The sequence below is a fragment of the Pseudideonella sakaiensis genome (assembly GCF_048320135.1).
Taxonomy (GTDB): Bacteria; Pseudomonadota; Gammaproteobacteria; order Burkholderiales; family Burkholderiaceae_C; genus Ideonella_A; species Ideonella_A sakaiensis_A.
Genome location: NZ_CP182947.1, coordinates 4,991,471 through 5,005,617 on the forward strand (window position 1 = coordinate 4,991,471; position 14,147 = coordinate 5,005,617).

Sequence of the window (14,147 nt, forward strand, 5' to 3'; positions counted from 1 at the left end):
GATTGCGCGATTGTTATGGACATGACGCCTCACTTCCCGATCTACATGGACTACGGAGCCACCACTCCGGTGGACCAGCGCGTCGTCGACGTGATGATTCCGTGGTTGCGCGAGCATTTCGGCAATCCGGCGTCGCGCAGCCATGCCTGGGGCTGGGAAGCCGAAGAGGCGGTCGAGAAGGCGCGGTCGCAGGTTGCCGAACTGATCAATGCCGATCCGCGCGAAATCGTCTGGACCTCTGGTGCAACCGAGTCCGACAACCTCGCGCTGAAGGGTGCGGCGCATTTCTACAAGAGCCGCGGCAAGCACCTGATCACCGTCAAGACCGAACACAAGGCGGTGCTCGACACGATGCGCGAACTCGAGCGCCAGGGTTTCGAAGTCACCTACCTCGACGTCCAGGAAGACGGCTTGCTCGACCTGGACAAGTTGAAGTCGGCGATGCGGCCCGACACGATCCTGGTCTCGGTGATGTTCGTCAACAACGAGATCGGCGTGATCCAGGACATCGCGGCGATTGGCGCGATGTGCCGCGAGCGCGGCATCATCTTCCACGTCGACGCGGCGCAGGCCACCGGCAAGGTCGAGATCGATCTGGCCACGTTGCCGGTCGATCTGATGAGCCTGGCCTCGCACAAGACCTACGGTCCGAAGGGCATCGGCGCGTTGTATGTGCGGCGCAAGCCGCGGGTGCGGATCGAGGCGCAGATGCACGGTGGCGGCCATGAGCGCGGCATGCGCTCGGGCACGCTGCCGACGCACCAGATCGTCGGCATGGGCGAGGCCTTCCGCATCGCCCGCGAGGAGATGAGCACCGAGAACGAACGCGTCAGGACGCTGCAGCAGCGGCTGATGAACGGGCTGCAGGACATCGAGCAGATTTTTCTGAATGGCCATCCCGACAAGCGGGTGCCGCACAACGTCAACATCTCGTTCAACTATGTCGAGGGAGAATCGTTGATCATGGGCATCAAGGGGATCGCCGTTTCGTCGGGCTCGGCCTGTACGTCGGCCAGCCTGGAGCCGAGTTATGTGCTTCGCGCCCTCGGCCGCAGTGACGAATTGGCTCACTCGAGCCTGCGCATGACGATCGGCCGTTTCACGACGGCCGAGGAAATCGACTATGTCGTCACGACGCTGAAGGATCGTGTCGCCAAGCTGCGCGAGTTGTCTCCGCTGTGGGACATGTACCAGGAAGGTGTTGACATCAGCACCATCCAGTGGGCTGCGCATTGAGGATTGAAGGAGAAATCGAATGGCATACAGTCAAAAAGTTGTTGATCACTACGAAAACCCGCGCAATGTCGGATCGTTCGAGAAGGGCGATGACACGGTCGGAACCGGCATGGTCGGCGCGCCTGCGTGTGGTGATGTGATGAAGTTGCAGATCAAGGTCGACCCGGCTACCGGGCTGATCCAGGACGCGCGCTTCAAGACCTATGGCTGCGGCTCGGCGATTGCTTCGAGTTCGCTGGTCACCGAGTGGGTCAAGGGCAAATCGCTCGACGAGGCGATGCAGATCAGGAATACGCACATTGCCGAGGAACTGGCGCTGCCGCCGGTGAAGATCCACTGCTCGATCCTCGCCGAGGATGCGATCAAGGCGGCAGTGACCGATTACCGGGCCAAGTCGACAACCGAGACGGCTGGCGAGGCCGCTGCCGCATCGAACCCTTGATCGACATGAGCGTGACCCTGACCGAGGCGGCTGCGCGACATGTCAGCCGCTACATCGCCAAACGTGGCAAAGGCGTCGGCGTGCGCCTCGGCGTGAAGACGACCGGCTGCTCCGGGCTTGCCTACAAGCTCGAATATGCCGACGACGTCGCGCCCGAGGACAAGGTATTCGAGGGCCATGGCGTCAAGGTTCTGGTCGATCCGAAAAGCCTGCCCTACCTCGACGGTACCGAACTCGATTTTGTCCGCGAGGGCCTGAACGAGGGTTTCAAGTTCCACAATCCGCGCGAGAAGGATCGCTGCGGCTGTGGCGAATCCTTCCGCGTCTGACTGACCGCGGCCGGGGCCATTGCGGGAGCTGCCGTTCGGCGGTTGCTCGCGGCACCGGCCCTGTTTTTTTCGACAACCCGCGTGCACACAGCCGCCAACCGATCCGCAGGTGTCAGCCCGCCTGCGAGCTGATCGCCGATGAAGCTCGACAGCGACGACTTTGAACTGTTTGGTCTGCCGCGCCGCTTTGTGCAGGATCGCAGCGAGATCGATGCCCGCTGGCGCATGTTGCAAGGCGAGGTCCATCCCGATCGCTTTGCCGCCGGTGGCGCTGCTGCGCAGCGCAGTGCGATGCAATGGGCGGTGCGCGTCAACGAGGCCTACCAGCGACTGCGCGATCCGCTGAAGCGGGCTGCCTATCTCTGCGAACTGGCCGGCGCGCCGATCGACGCCGAGAACAATACCGCGATGCCGGGCGACTTCCTGATGCAGCAGATGGCGTGGCGCGAGGCGCTCGATGATGCGCAGGGTATCGAGGAGGTCCGTCTGCTGGCCGACGAGGTGTCGGCATTCCGGCGCGATGCGCTCGAGCGCTTGCAGTACACGCTCGACGAGCAACGCGATCCAGCGGAGGCGGCGCGTCAGGTGCGTGCATTGATGTTCGTCGAGCGTTTTGACGACGACATCGACCGGCGGCTCGAGTCGCTTGGTGAATGAGAAGATAAATCCATGGCCTTGTTGCAGATATCAGAACCCGGCGGCGCGCCCGATCCGCACCAGCGGCGGATTGCGGTCGGCATCGATCTCGGAACCACCCACTCGCTGGTCGCCGCGGTGCGCCATGGCGTCGCCGAATGCCTGCCCGATGCGCAGGGCAGGGTGATCCTGCCGTCGGCGGTGCGTTATCTGCCCGGCGGGAGACGCCAGATCGGCCACGACGCGCTGGCTGCTGCGGCGATCGATCCGAAAAACACCATCGTCTCGGTGAAGCGTTTCATGGGCCGTGGCCTGGCCGATATCGCCGACCGCGGCAAGCTGCCGTACGACTTCGATGATTCCCCCGGCATGCTGAAACTGCATACCGTCGAGGGCCTGAAGTCGCCGGTCGAGGTGTCGGCCGAATTGCTGGCCTGCCTGCGCCAGCGCGCCGAAGACAGCTTCGACGACGAACTGTTCGGCGCGGTGATCACGGTGCCGGCCTATTTCGACGACGCGCAGCGGCAGGCGACCAAGGATGCGGCCGAACTGGCCGGCCTCAACGTGCTGCGGCTGATCAATGAGCCGACCGCGGCGGCGATCGCCTACGGCCTCGAACATGGCTCCGAAGGTCTGGTGGCGGTCTACGACCTCGGCGGCGGCACCTTCGACATCTCGCTGCTGCGGCTGAGCCAGGGTGTCTTCGAAGTGGTTGCGACCGGTGGTGACTCGGCGCTCGGCGGCGACGACTTCGATCACGTGCTGGCCGACTGGGCGCTCGAGAAGTCGGGGCTGCGGGCCGATTCGCCACAGGACAAGCGCGCGGTGCTGGTGGCCGCACGTGCCGCGAAGGAAAAGTTGTCGTCGACCGACCATGCGACGATCGCCTGTCCGCTGGCTGGTGGCGAATCGGCGGTCCGGGTCACGCGCGCCGAATTCGAGGCCTTGACGCGTCCGCTGCTCGACCGTACCGCGCTGGCGCTGCGCAAGGTGTTGCGCGACGCAAAGGCCGATCGCGACGAGGTTCACGGGGTCGTGATGGTCGGCGGCTCGACGCGGATGCCGCAGGTGCAGGCGATGGTTGCCGAATTTTTCGGCAAGCCGCCGCTGATCGATCTGAACCCGGATGAAGTTGTCGCGATCGGCGCGGCAATCCAGGCCAATTCGCTGGCCGGCAATGTTGGCGCCGACCAGTTGCTGCTGCTCGACGTGATCCCGCTGTCGCTCGGCCTCGAGACGATGGGCGGGCTGGTCGAGCGGATCGTGCCGCGCAACAGCAGCATCCCGACCAGCCGGGCGCAGGATTTCACGACCTTCAAGGACGGCCAGACCGCATTGGCGATCCATGTGCTGCAGGGCGAACGCGAGCAGGTCGAGTTCTGTCGTTCGCTGGCACGTTTCGAGCTGCGCGGCATCCCGCCGATGGTCGCCGGCGCAGCGCGCATCCGCGTGACTTTCCAGGTCGACGCCGACGGCCTGCTCAGCGTCAGCGCGCGCGAACTGACGTCCGGCGTCGAGGCGTCGGTCACCGTCAAGCCGAGTTATGGCCTGGAGGATGCCGACATTGCCCGCATGCTCAGCGAGAGTTTCAGCACCGCCGAAGGCGACATGCGCGAGCGCGCGTTGCGAGAGTCGAGGGTCGAGGCCGAGCGCATGCTGCTGGCGACGCGCGCTGCGCTGCAGGCCGATGGCGATCTGCTCGACGCCGCCGAACGCGAACGCATCGACGCCGAGATGGCCAGCCTGGAAACCTTGCGCACTGGCACCGACCATGCGGCGATCGACGCCGCGGTCGAGTCGCTGGCGGAGGCAACCGAGTCGTTTGCCGCCGAGCGCATGAATCGCGGTATCCGCAAAGCCCTTGCCGGGCGTCGAATCGAGGAAGTCTGAGCCGCGGCCGGACCAGCAACATGCCGAAGATCAAGGTTCTTCCCCACATCGAAATCTGCCCGCAGGGCAAGGAAATCAGCGCGCCCGCCGGCACCTCGATCTGCGAGGCGCTGCTCGATAACGGCATCGAGATCGAACATGCCTGCGAGATGAGTGCGGCCTGCACGACCTGCCATGTGATCGTCCGCGAGGGTTTCGATTCGCTCGGCGAGCTCGAGGAGGTCGAGGAAGACCTGCTCGATCGTGCCTGGGGTCTCGAGCCGCAGTCGCGGCTGTCGTGCCAGGCGATCGTTGCCGGCAAGGATTTGACGGTCGAGATCCCGCGCTACACGATCAACCACGCGAAGGAAGGCCATTGACGCGCTGTTCGGAGCACGCGGTGAAGGCGCGGCGGCGATGAACGTGCTCGGCTTCGAATCGTCGTGCGACGAAACCGGCGTCGCGCTGGTCTCGGTCGATTCGACCTCGCTGCGTCTGCGAGCGCAGGCGCTGCACAGCCAGATCGACATGCACCGCGCCTATGGCGGCGTGGTGCCCGAACTGGCGTCGCGCGACCACATCCGGCGCGTGCTGCCATTGACCGAAGCGGTGCTCGCTGGCGCCGGCGCCGAACTGTCGGACATCGATCTGCTCGCCTATACCCGAGGCCCCGGGCTGGCCGGCGCCTTGCTCGTTGGCGCCGGTTTTGCCTGTGCGCTGGCCACCGCGCTCGGCAAGCCGATGCTCGGCGTGCACCACCTCGAAGGGCATCTGCTGTCGCCGTTCCTGTCGGCGAATCCGCCGAGTTTTCCGTTTGTCGCGCTGCTGGTCTCCGGCGGGCACACTCAGCTGATGCGGGTCGACGATGTCGGCGACTACCGGCTGCTCGGCGAAACCATCGACGACGCCGCCGGCGAGGCCTTCGACAAGACCGCCAAGCTGCTCGGCCTGCCTTATCCGGGCGGGCCCGAACTGGCGCGGTTGGCCGAGACCGGCGACGCGGCAGCGTTCGAACTGCCGCGTCCGCTGCTGCACAGCGGCACGCTCGATTTTTCGTTTGCCGGCCTGAAAACCGCGGTTCGCACCCATGTGCTGAAGCTGGGCGACGGGATCTCTGCGCAGCAGCGCGCCGACCTCGCGGCAGCAACGCAGCAGGCGATCGTCGACGTGCTGGTCCGCAAGTCGATCGCCGCGCTGAAGCAGACCGGTCTGCGCAGCATCGTCGTCGCCGGCGGCGTCGGCGCGAACCGGCTGCTGCGTCGGCAGCTCGATGCGGCCGCCGCCGGCCGTTCGGCGACGGTTTTTTATCCGGAGCTGTCGCTGTGCACCGACAACGGCGCGATGATTGCGCTGGCCGCGGCGATGCGCGTGCAACGCGGCATCGCCGAGCCTGCGACCGTCGGCCGCTTCGATGTCCGGCCGCGATGGCCGCTGTCCGAAGTCTCAATCACCTGATCCGATGCCTCCAGTTTCCCGTCTGCTGATCGACCGCCTGCCTGGCTCGAAGATCCGCGAAGTCGCCGATGCCGGCATCGGCCGAAGCGACCTGCTGCCGTTCTGGTTTGGCGAAAGCGACGAGGTGACGCCAGCGGCGATCCGCCAGGCTGCTGCTGATTCGATCCAGGCCGGCGAAACCTTTTATTCGCCGAACCTCGGTCTGCCCGAGCTCCGCGAGGCGATCGCCGGCTATGTGTCGACGCTGCATCCGCCGCTCGGCGCGGCTCGCATTGCGGTCGCGTCGGGCGGCGTCAATGCCCTGATGCTGGCGCTGCAGGCGCTGGTCGACCCCGGCGACGAGGTGGTGGCGGTCGTGCCGCTGTGGCCGAACCTGACCGCGCAGGCAAATATCCTCGGCGCGCGGGTGCACCGGGTGTCGTTGCGCTTCGACGAAGCCGGCGCCGGCAGCCGCTGGGTCCTCGACCTCGATCGCCTGCTCGAGCGGGTGACGCCGCGCACGCGGGTGCTGCTGCTGAATGCGCCGAACAATCCGACCGGCTGGACGCTCAGCGCGGACGAGCAACGGCGCATCCTCGACCATTGCCGGCGCACTGGCACCTGGATCGTCGCCGACGAGGTTTATGAGCGCATCTTTTTCGAACACGACGCCGCTGCGCCGAGTTTTCTCGACATCGCCGACGCGGACGAGCGGCTGATCGTCGTCCACAGCTTCTCGAAAAGTTTTCTGATGACCGGCTGGCGGCTCGGCTGGATGGTGGTGCCGGAGGCGATGGCCTCGGCGATCGGCAAGCTGATCGAATTCAACACCTCGTGTTCGCCGGTTTTTGTCCAGCGCGCCGGCATCGCCGCGTTGCTGCAGGGCGAGCCGCTGGTCCGCGATGTCGTCGACCGCTTGAAGATCTGCCGCGATGCGCTGCTGCCGGCGCTGGCCGCGGTCCCTGGCGTTCGGGTGGCGACGCCGCCGGGCGGCATGTATGCGTTTTTTGCGATCGACGGGCAGACCGACTCGCTGGCGCTGGCCAAGCGGCTGGTCGCCGATGCCGGCCTCGGGCTGGCGCCGGGCGCCGCGTTCGGCGACGAAGGCGAAGGCTGGTTGCGCTGGTGTTTTGCATCCCGCGATCCGCAACGCCTGGTCGACGGGGTTGCCCGGCTCAGGGGCGCTCTCGGGGTATAATCGATCGGCTTTGCGTATGGGCATGTCGATCGGGGTCTTCCCGGGTCGCTGCTGGCGCAGGGCAATTGCCGACAAGCGGGCTGAGTCCGCCGGCCGGCAAACCACAGCACGGCACCGGTTGTTTCCACTGGTGACCGCAAGTCGCAACAGCCTGCCACAACCTTCACGGCGGGCCACTCGGAAATTTCATGACTGCCACTACCCTCGAAAAAGCCGAAATCGTCAAGGCGCACGCGCGCAGCAAGGGCGATACCGGTTCACCCGAAGTCCAGGTCGCGCTGCTGACCGCACGCATCAACGAACTGATGCCGCACTTCAAGACCCACAAGAAGGACCATCATGGCCGCCGCGGCCTGCTGAAGATGGTCAATACCCGCAAGAGCCTGCTGAGCTATCTGAAGGCGAAGGACGCGTCGCGTTATACCGCGCTGATCCAGACGCTGGGCTTGCGCAAATAAGACGCGCATGGCGAAGAAGAGCCTGTCTGGATTGCCAGCACAGGCTCTTCTCGTTTTCGCCGCGTTGTTTGTCCGTTCGGAGCCAGGTATCTATCGATGACGATGTGTCATTCCACCGGTGCTGTGCCGCAGTGCCGCTGGAATGGCATCGCGCCACGATACCGCAGCTCCGTCAATCCAAAGCGCCCGCGCATCGATGCGCAGGACCATGACAGGAGATCGACATGAGCATGTTCAACAAAGTCACCAAGACATTCCAATGGGGCCGCCACGAGGTCGTGCTCGAGACCGGTGAAATCGCCCGCCAGGCCGGCGGCGCGGTGCTGGTCAACATCGAGGACACCGTTGTCCTCGCCACCGTCGTCGGTGCGAAGAACCCGAAGCCGGGGCAGGATTTCTTCCCGCTGACCGTCGACTACATCGAGAAGACCTACGCCGCCGGCAAGATTCCCGGCAGCTTCTTCAAGCGCGAAGGCCGTCCGAGCGAACTCGAGACGCTGACCTCGCGGCTGATCGACCGTCCGCTGCGTCCGCTGTTCCCTGAAGGCTTCTACAACGAGGTTCAGGTCGTCATCCATGTGATGTCGCTGAACCCGGAAGTCTCGGCCGACATCGCCGCGCTGATCGGCTCGAGCGCCGCGCTGGCGATCTCCGGCATCCCGTTCAACGGCCCGATCGGCGCCGCACGCGTCGGTTATATCGACGGCGACTATGTGCTGAACCCGGGCAAGACCGACCTGCTCGATTCGAAGATGGACCTGGTCGTTGCCGGCACCGAAGCCGCCGTGCTGATGGTCGAATCCGAGGCCCAGCAGCTGAGCGAAGAGATCATGCTCGGCGGCGTCGTTTATGGCCACGAGCAGTGCAAGGTCGCGATCGCCGCGATCAACGAACTGGTCCGTGACGCCGGCAAGCCGGCCTGGGACTGGACCCCGGCGGCGAAGGACGAAGCCTTCATCGCCAAGGTCACCGCGCTGGCCGAAGAGCCGCTGCGCGCGGCCTACCAGATCCGGTCGAAGCAGGCGCGTACGCAGGCGACGCGTGACGTCACCGCGAAGACGCTGATCGCGCTGGCCGAAGGCGGCGAGCCGGTCGACAAGGTCAAGGTCGACAACGTGCTGTTCGACATCGAAGCGAAGATCGTGCGCAGCCAGATCCTGGCCGGCGAGCCGCGCATCGATGGCCGCGATACCCGCACCGTGCGGCAGATCGAGATCCGCAACGGCGTGCTGCCGCGGGTCCACGGTTCGGCGCTGTTCACCCGCGGCGAGACGCAGGCGCTGGTCGCCGCGACGCTCGGCACCGACCGCGATTCGCAGAAGATCGATGCGCTCGCCGGCGAGTTCAGCGAGCACTTCATGCTGCACTACAACATGCCGCCGTTCGCGACCGGCGAAACCGGCCGCGTCGGCACGCCGAAGCGGCGCGAAATCGGCCACGGCCGACTCGCCAAGCGCGCGCTGGTTGCCGTGCTGCCGGACCGCACCGAGTTCCCGTATTCGATGCGCGTCGTCTCCGAGATCACCGAGTCGAATGGTTCGTCGTCGATGGCTTCGGTGTGCGGCGGCTGCCTCGCACTGATGGACGCCGGCGTGCCGATGAAGGCCCATGTGGCCGGCATCGCGATGGGCCTGATCAAGGAAGGCAACCGCTTTGCGGTGCTGACCGACATCCTCGGAGACGAGGATCACCTCGGCGACATGGACTTCAAGGTCGCCGGCACGACCGCCGGCGTGACCGCGCTGCAGATGGACATCAAGATCCAGGGCATCACGAAGGAAATCATGCAGGTTGCGCTGGCGCAGGCCAAGGAAGCGCGGCTGCACATCCTCGACAAGATGACCGAGGCGATGGGCCAGGCGAAGACCGAGGTCTCGCAGTTCGCACCGCGGCTCTACACGATGAAGATCAATCCGGAGAAGATCCGCGACGTCATCGGCAAGGGTGGTGCGACGATCCGCGCGCTGACCGAAGAGACCGGCTGCACGATCGATATCGGCGAAGACGGCACGATCACGATCGCGTCTGCAGATGCCGACAAGGCCGAGCACGCGAAGAAGCGCATCGCCGAGATCACTGCGGAAGTCGAGATCGGCAAGATCTACGAGGGCCCGGTGACGAAGATCCTCGATTTCGGCGCGCTGATCAACCTGCTTCCAGGCAAGGACGGTCTGCTGCACATCAGCCAGATTGCGCATCAGCGTGTCGAGAAGGTCACCGACTTCCTGAAGGAAGGCCAGATCGTCAAGGTCAAGGTGCTCGAGACCGACGAAAAGGGACGCGTCAAGCTGTCGATGAAGGCGCTGATCGACCGTGATGCACCGGCCCCGGCCCCGGCGTCGACGCCGGATGCCCAGCCGCAGGATTGAGCACTCGTTGATGATGCAGTGGGCGACGGCGCGCTTGCGCGGCAAGCGCGGTGCGCCGTCGTCGGAATGATCGTGGAGGCTGTGCGATGAAAGCGATAGCAATCAGTTCGCCGGGTGCGCCGGAGGTGCTGCAACTGGCAGAGCAGCCGAAGCCGCAAGCCGGCGCCGGCGAACTGCTGATCAAGGTGGCCGCATCGGGCGTCAATCGTCCCGATGTGCTGCAGCGAAAAGGCCTGTATCCGGTGCCGCCCGGCGCGTCCGAGCTGCCCGGTCTCGAGGTTGCCGGCGTCATCGAAAGCGGTGATGCCGATGCGTTGGCAAAAGCCGGGCTGTCGATCGGGGACCGGGTCTGCGCCCTGGTTGCCGGCGGCGGTTATGCGCAATGGTGCGTCGCGCCGGTGGCGCAATGCCTGCGCGTGCCGGCCGGTTTCAGCGACGTCGAGGCGGCGAGCCTGCCGGAGACGTTTTTTACCGTCTGGTCGAATGTCTTCGATCGCGGCCGCCTTCAGCCCGGCGAAACGCTGCTGGTGCAAGGCGGCAGCAGCGGCATCGGCGTCACCGCGATCCAGCTTGCGAAGGCGGCTGGTGCGAAGGTGATCGTCACGGTCGGCTCGGACGAGAAGGCCGCGGCCTGTCTCGCGCTCGGTGCCGACCATGCGATCAACTACAAGACCCACGACTTTGCCGAGGAAGCCAAGCGGCTGACCGACGGGCGTGGCGTCGACGTGATCCTCGACATGGTTGCAGGCCACTATGTGGCGCGCGAGCTGAGCTGTCTTGCCGATGACGGCCGCCTCGTGATCATCGCGACGCAAGGCGGCAATGATGCGCAGATCAATTCCGGCCAGGTGCTGCGGCGCCGTTTGACGATCACCGGTTCGACGCTGCGGCCGCGGCCGGTTGCCTTCAAGGCCGCGATCGCGCAGGCGCTGGCCGAGCATGTCTGGCCGTGGCTGGAGAGCGGCATGGTCAAGCCGGTGATCTACAAGGTCTTCCCGGCCGAGCAGGCCGCACAGGCGCATGCGCTGATGGAGTCGAATCAACACATCGGCAAACTGGTGCTGACATGGTGAACGCGATGCAGGCTTCCGCTGGCACTCCGGTCAAGCGCGTGATCGGCAACTGGAAGATGAATGGCGACCGGGTCGCCAATACCGATCTGCTGGCCGAGCTGAAGAAGGCCGGCCCCTGGGTTGCCGAAGTTGCGGTCTGCGTGCCGTTCCCGTATCTCGGCGACGTGGCGCTGTCGCTGCAAGGCGGGCGCATCGCCTGGGGTGCGCAGGATTGCTCGGCCCATGAAAGCGGCGCCTATACCGGCGAAGTGTCGGCAGCGATGCTGGCCGAATTCGGCTGCCGCTATGTGCTGGTCGGCCATTCGGAGCGCCGCGCCGGCCATGGCGAATCGGATCAACTGGTTGCCGACAAGGCAAAGCGGGCGCTCGCCCATGGCCTGACGCCGGTCGTCTGCGTCGGCGAGACCCTCGAGCAGCGCGACGCCGGGCAGACCGAGGAAGTCGTCAAGCGGCAGTTGTCGGCTGTGATCCACACGCTCGGGCCGTGCATTCCGCAGATCGTCGTGGCCTACGAACCGGTCTGGGCGATCGGCACCGGCCGCACCGCAACGCCGGAGCAGGCGCAGGCCGTGCACCAGCGGCTGCGCCAGCAACTGCACGCGGCGACCGACAAGGCCGCGCGCATCAGCCTGTTGTACGGCGGCAGCGTCAAGCCCGACAACGCAGTTGAACTGTTTGCCCAACCCGATATCGATGGCGGCCTGATTGGCGGCGCCTCGCTGAAGGCTGCCGATTTTGCGGCGATTTGCCGCGCCGCCGATTGACGGCCGAGCGCGCTGAGGATTCTTGGAGTTTGATGACATGAACTGGATGACGAACCTGGTGGTGATGCTGCAGATCGTGACGGCATTGGTGATGATCGGCCTGGTGCTGGTTCAGCACGGCAAGGGGGCCGACATGGGTGCCTCGTTTGGCAGCGGCGCCTCGGGTAGCCTGTTCGGCGCGACCGGCAGTGCGAACTTCCTGTCGCGCTCTACCGCGGTCTGCGCGGCGATCTTTTTTGCGTGCACGCTGCTCCTCGCCTACATCAGCAACGAGCGGATGATGCGGCCCGGCCAGGGCACGGGCACGGGCAGCATCCTCGAACGGCCGGCAACGGCGGCCAGTGCGCCGCCGGCCACCGGTGCGGCGCAGATTCCGGGTGCGGCCGAGGTGCCGCCGCCGGCCACCGTGACACCGGCTCCCGCCGTGCCGACACCGGCGCCGGCAACTGCGCCTGCAGTGGCCTCCGAGCCGGCCAAGTGATGCCGCTCGACGACGCGATCGCGAAGCCGCGAATCGTTGTTGTCGGGATGCAAAAAGCCAGGGTTGTCCCCGATCGGGCAATCGATTGGGTTTAGAATGTTGGGCTGTTCAGAGAGCGATCCTCATGCCATCTGAACACTCTTCATGCTGCTGAGTGCGGCCGACGTGGTGAAATTGGTAGACACGCTATCTTGAGGGGGTAGTGGCGAAAGCTGTGCGAGTTCGAGTCTCGCCGTCGGCACCAGATTGATAAAGTCGGGCGGTTTTCTTTTCGCTGCCTGTGCGCGAACCAGTCCCCACCGCAGACCATGAACCTCGAACCCTACCTGCCCGTCCTGCTGTTCATCCTGGTCGGCATCGGCGTTGGCGTGGCGCCCCAGGTTCTCGGTTTTGTGCTCGGCCCGCGTCGTCCTGATGCGGCCAAAAATTCGCCCTACGAATGCGGCTTCGAGGCATTCGAAGACGCGCGGATGAAGTTCGACGTTCGCTACTACCTGGTCGCGATCCTGTTCATCCTGTTCGATCTCGAGATCGCATTCCTGTTCCCGTGGGCGGTTGCGCTGCGCGACATCGGCGCGACCGGTTTCTGGGCGATGATGATTTTCCTCGGCATCCTGGTGGTTGGTTTCGCCTACGAATGGAAGAAGGGTGCGCTGGACTGGGAGTGATCCGGGGTCGGCCGCGATACCGTCGAAACAGGCAGGGCGAACAAGACAAGCGAGGTTGATCAGATGGGAATCGAAGGCGTACTGAAGGAAGGATTCGTCACCACCAGTCTTGATACGGTCATCAACTGGTCGAAGACGGGTTCGCTGTGGCCGATGACCTTCGGTCTGGCCTGTTGCGCGGTCGAGATGATGCATGCCGGCGCGGCCCGCTATGACATCGACCGCTTCGGGATGTTGTTCCGCCCGAGTCCGCGGCAGAGCGACCTGATGATCGTTGCCGGCACCTTGTGCAACAAGATGGCGCCGGCGCTGCGCAAGGTCTACGACCAGATGGCGGAGCCGCGCTGGGTGTTGAGCATGGGCTCGTGTGCCAACGGCGGCGGCTACTACCACTACAGCTACTCCGTGGTGCGCGGCTGCGATCGCATCGTGCCGGTCGACGTCTATGTGCCCGGTTGCCCGCCGACGGCCGAGGCCTTGCTGTACGGCATTCTTCAGTTGCAGGCCAAGATCCGCCGCGAAAACACCATCGCCCGTTGAGCCGCCTTCCGGACCAAGCATGAGCAGAATCGAAACGCTGGAAGCGGCACTGGTCGCTGTCCTCGGAGAGCGGATCAAGGGGCTGGTCGCCGACCGCGGCGAACTGACGCTGACGGTTGCCGCCGAGCATTGTCTCGACGTCGCCACGACGCTGCGCGACGATCCAGGCCTGAAATTCGAGCAGGCGATCGACCTCTGCGGCGTCGACTACAGCAGCTACAAGGATCTCGACTGGGACGGACTGCGTTTCTGTGTCGTCACCCACCTGCTGTCGGTCAGCCACAATTGGCGGCTGCGGCTGAAGGTCTTCTGCCCCGACGACGAACTGCCGATGGTCGCCTCGCTGACCGATGTCTGGGCCTCGTTGAACTGGTTCGAGCGCGAGGCCTTCGACCTGTTCGGCATCATCTTCGAAGGCCACGTCGACCTGCGCCGCATCCTGACCGACTACGGCTTCATCGGTCATCCGTTCCGCAAGGATTTCCCGACCAGCGGCACCGTCGAGATGCGTTACGACCCGGAAAGCAAACGCGTCATCTACCAGCCGGTGACGATCGAGCCGCGCGACATCACGCCGCGCATCATCCGCGAAGACCGCTACGGCGGCTTGCACTGAGCCGGCGCCGGCTGACCGACCTCACCGACCTATT

Annotated in this window: 16 protein-coding genes and 1 tRNA gene; all 17 read left to right on the forward strand. The window is 65.2% G+C overall.

Annotated features, from left to right (window positions below):
* Positions 1-15 precede the first annotated feature (15 nt).
* The 17 genes from ACNH6H_RS22830 to ACNH6H_RS22910 all read left to right on the forward strand — a co-directional run bounded on the left by ACNH6H_RS22830 (position 16) and on the right by ACNH6H_RS22910 (position 14,113).
* The gene (locus ACNH6H_RS22830; protein ID WP_418320571.1) at positions 16-1,236 is read left to right on the forward strand and encodes an IscS subfamily cysteine desulfurase; all 1,221 of its coding nucleotides are present in this window, start codon (positions 16-18) and stop codon (positions 1,234-1,236) included.
* A gap of 19 nt (positions 1,237-1,255) precedes the next feature.
* Positions 1,256-1,678, forward strand: a complete 423-nt coding sequence (gene iscU, locus ACNH6H_RS22835) for a Fe-S cluster assembly scaffold IscU (RefSeq protein WP_418320572.1) — start codon at positions 1,256-1,258, stop codon at positions 1,676-1,678.
* A gap of 5 nt (positions 1,679-1,683) precedes the next feature.
* Entirely contained in the window at positions 1,684-2,007 is a 324-nt protein-coding gene (gene iscA, locus ACNH6H_RS22840) for an iron-sulfur cluster assembly protein IscA (protein ID WP_418320573.1), read from the forward strand.
* 138 nt (positions 2,008-2,145) lie between these two features.
* On the forward strand, positions 2,146-2,664 hold the full coding sequence (gene hscB / locus ACNH6H_RS22845; RefSeq protein ID WP_418320574.1) for a Fe-S protein assembly co-chaperone HscB: 519 nt from the start codon (positions 2,146-2,148) through the stop codon (positions 2,662-2,664).
* A 12-nt stretch (positions 2,665-2,676) separates the two neighbouring features.
* The gene (gene hscA, locus ACNH6H_RS22850) at positions 2,677-4,533 is read left to right on the forward strand and encodes a Fe-S protein assembly chaperone HscA (RefSeq protein ID WP_418320575.1); all 1,857 of its coding nucleotides are present in this window, start codon (positions 2,677-2,679) and stop codon (positions 4,531-4,533) included.
* A 20-nt stretch (positions 4,534-4,553) separates the two neighbouring features.
* On the forward strand, positions 4,554-4,892 hold the full coding sequence (fdx, locus tag ACNH6H_RS22855; RefSeq protein ID WP_418320576.1) for an ISC system 2Fe-2S type ferredoxin: 339 nt from the start codon (positions 4,554-4,556) through the stop codon (positions 4,890-4,892).
* Positions 4,893-4,929: 37 nt separating this feature from the next.
* Positions 4,930-5,967 (forward strand): tRNA (adenosine(37)-N6)-threonylcarbamoyltransferase complex transferase subunit TsaD, encoded by a 1,038-nt coding sequence (tsaD, locus tag ACNH6H_RS22860; protein WP_418320577.1) that lies wholly within the window; start codon positions 4,930-4,932, stop codon positions 5,965-5,967.
* Positions 5,968-5,971: 4 nt separating this feature from the next.
* On the forward strand, positions 5,972-7,144 hold the full coding sequence (locus ACNH6H_RS22865; protein ID WP_418320578.1) for a pyridoxal phosphate-dependent aminotransferase: 1,173 nt from the start codon (positions 5,972-5,974) through the stop codon (positions 7,142-7,144).
* A gap of 188 nt (positions 7,145-7,332) precedes the next feature.
* Positions 7,333-7,602 carry a 30S ribosomal protein S15 gene (gene rpsO / locus ACNH6H_RS22870; protein WP_418320579.1) on the forward strand — a complete coding sequence of 90 codons (270 nt, stop codon included), beginning with the start codon at positions 7,333-7,335 and terminating at the stop codon, positions 7,600-7,602.
* A gap of 224 nt (positions 7,603-7,826) precedes the next feature.
* Positions 7,827-9,971 carry a polyribonucleotide nucleotidyltransferase gene (gene pnp, locus ACNH6H_RS22875; RefSeq protein WP_418320580.1) on the forward strand — a complete coding sequence of 715 codons (2,145 nt, stop codon included), beginning with the start codon at positions 7,827-7,829 and terminating at the stop codon, positions 9,969-9,971.
* 86 nt (positions 9,972-10,057) lie between these two features.
* Positions 10,058-11,044, forward strand: a complete 987-nt coding sequence (locus ACNH6H_RS22880; RefSeq protein WP_418320581.1) for an NAD(P)H-quinone oxidoreductase — start codon at positions 10,058-10,060, stop codon at positions 11,042-11,044.
* 5 nt (positions 11,045-11,049) lie between these two features.
* Entirely contained in the window at positions 11,050-11,808 is a 759-nt protein-coding gene (gene tpiA, locus ACNH6H_RS22885) for a triose-phosphate isomerase (RefSeq protein WP_418320582.1), read from the forward strand.
* A gap of 37 nt (positions 11,809-11,845) precedes the next feature.
* Complete coding sequence (secG, locus tag ACNH6H_RS22890; protein ID WP_418320583.1) at positions 11,846-12,289, forward strand: preprotein translocase subunit SecG; 444 nt, start codon at positions 11,846-11,848, stop codon at positions 12,287-12,289.
* A 159-nt stretch (positions 12,290-12,448) separates the two neighbouring features.
* A tRNA-Leu gene (locus ACNH6H_RS22895) sits at positions 12,449-12,533 on the forward strand.
* Positions 12,534-12,597: 64 nt separating this feature from the next.
* Positions 12,598-12,957, forward strand: a complete 360-nt coding sequence (locus ACNH6H_RS22900) for an NADH-quinone oxidoreductase subunit A (RefSeq protein WP_418320584.1) — start codon at positions 12,598-12,600, stop codon at positions 12,955-12,957.
* A 63-nt stretch (positions 12,958-13,020) separates the two neighbouring features.
* A complete protein-coding gene (locus ACNH6H_RS22905) occupies positions 13,021-13,497 on the forward strand; it encodes a NuoB/complex I 20 kDa subunit family protein (protein WP_056659068.1) in 477 nt (158 codons plus the stop codon).
* Between the two features lie 19 nt (positions 13,498-13,516).
* Entirely contained in the window at positions 13,517-14,113 is a 597-nt protein-coding gene (locus ACNH6H_RS22910; RefSeq protein WP_418320585.1) for an NADH-quinone oxidoreductase subunit C, read from the forward strand.
* The last annotated feature ends 34 nt before the right edge of the window (positions 14,114-14,147 follow it).

What these genes read in the sequence shown, in the direction of transcription:
- ACNH6H_RS22830 (WP_418320571.1), top strand. Translation starts at nt 16, where the DNA reads ATGGACATGACGCCTCACTTCCCGATCTACATGGACTACGGAGCCACC.
- iscU (WP_418320572.1), top strand. Translation starts at nt 1,256, where the DNA reads ATGGCATACAGTCAAAAAGTTGTTGATCACTACGAAAACCCGCGCAAT.
- iscA (WP_418320573.1), top strand. Translation starts at nt 1,684, where the DNA reads ATGAGCGTGACCCTGACCGAGGCGGCTGCGCGACATGTCAGCCGCTAC.
- hscB (WP_418320574.1), top strand. Translation starts at nt 2,146, where the DNA reads ATGAAGCTCGACAGCGACGACTTTGAACTGTTTGGTCTGCCGCGCCGC.
- hscA (WP_418320575.1), top strand. Translation starts at nt 2,677, where the DNA reads ATGGCCTTGTTGCAGATATCAGAACCCGGCGGCGCGCCCGATCCGCAC.
- fdx (WP_418320576.1), top strand. Translation starts at nt 4,554, where the DNA reads ATGCCGAAGATCAAGGTTCTTCCCCACATCGAAATCTGCCCGCAGGGC.
- tsaD (WP_418320577.1), top strand. Translation starts at nt 4,930, where the DNA reads ATGAACGTGCTCGGCTTCGAATCGTCGTGCGACGAAACCGGCGTCGCG.
- ACNH6H_RS22865 (WP_418320578.1), top strand. Translation starts at nt 5,972, where the DNA reads ATGCCTCCAGTTTCCCGTCTGCTGATCGACCGCCTGCCTGGCTCGAAG.
- rpsO (WP_418320579.1), top strand. Translation starts at nt 7,333, where the DNA reads ATGACTGCCACTACCCTCGAAAAAGCCGAAATCGTCAAGGCGCACGCG.
- pnp (WP_418320580.1), top strand. Translation starts at nt 7,827, where the DNA reads ATGAGCATGTTCAACAAAGTCACCAAGACATTCCAATGGGGCCGCCAC.
- ACNH6H_RS22880 (WP_418320581.1), top strand. Translation starts at nt 10,058, where the DNA reads ATGAAAGCGATAGCAATCAGTTCGCCGGGTGCGCCGGAGGTGCTGCAA.
- tpiA (WP_418320582.1), top strand. Translation starts at nt 11,050, where the DNA reads ATGCAGGCTTCCGCTGGCACTCCGGTCAAGCGCGTGATCGGCAACTGG.
- secG (WP_418320583.1), top strand. Translation starts at nt 11,846, where the DNA reads ATGAACTGGATGACGAACCTGGTGGTGATGCTGCAGATCGTGACGGCA.
- ACNH6H_RS22900 (WP_418320584.1), top strand. Translation starts at nt 12,598, where the DNA reads ATGAACCTCGAACCCTACCTGCCCGTCCTGCTGTTCATCCTGGTCGGC.
- ACNH6H_RS22905 (WP_056659068.1), top strand. Translation starts at nt 13,021, where the DNA reads ATGGGAATCGAAGGCGTACTGAAGGAAGGATTCGTCACCACCAGTCTT.
- ACNH6H_RS22910 (WP_418320585.1), top strand. Translation starts at nt 13,517, where the DNA reads ATGAGCAGAATCGAAACGCTGGAAGCGGCACTGGTCGCTGTCCTCGGA.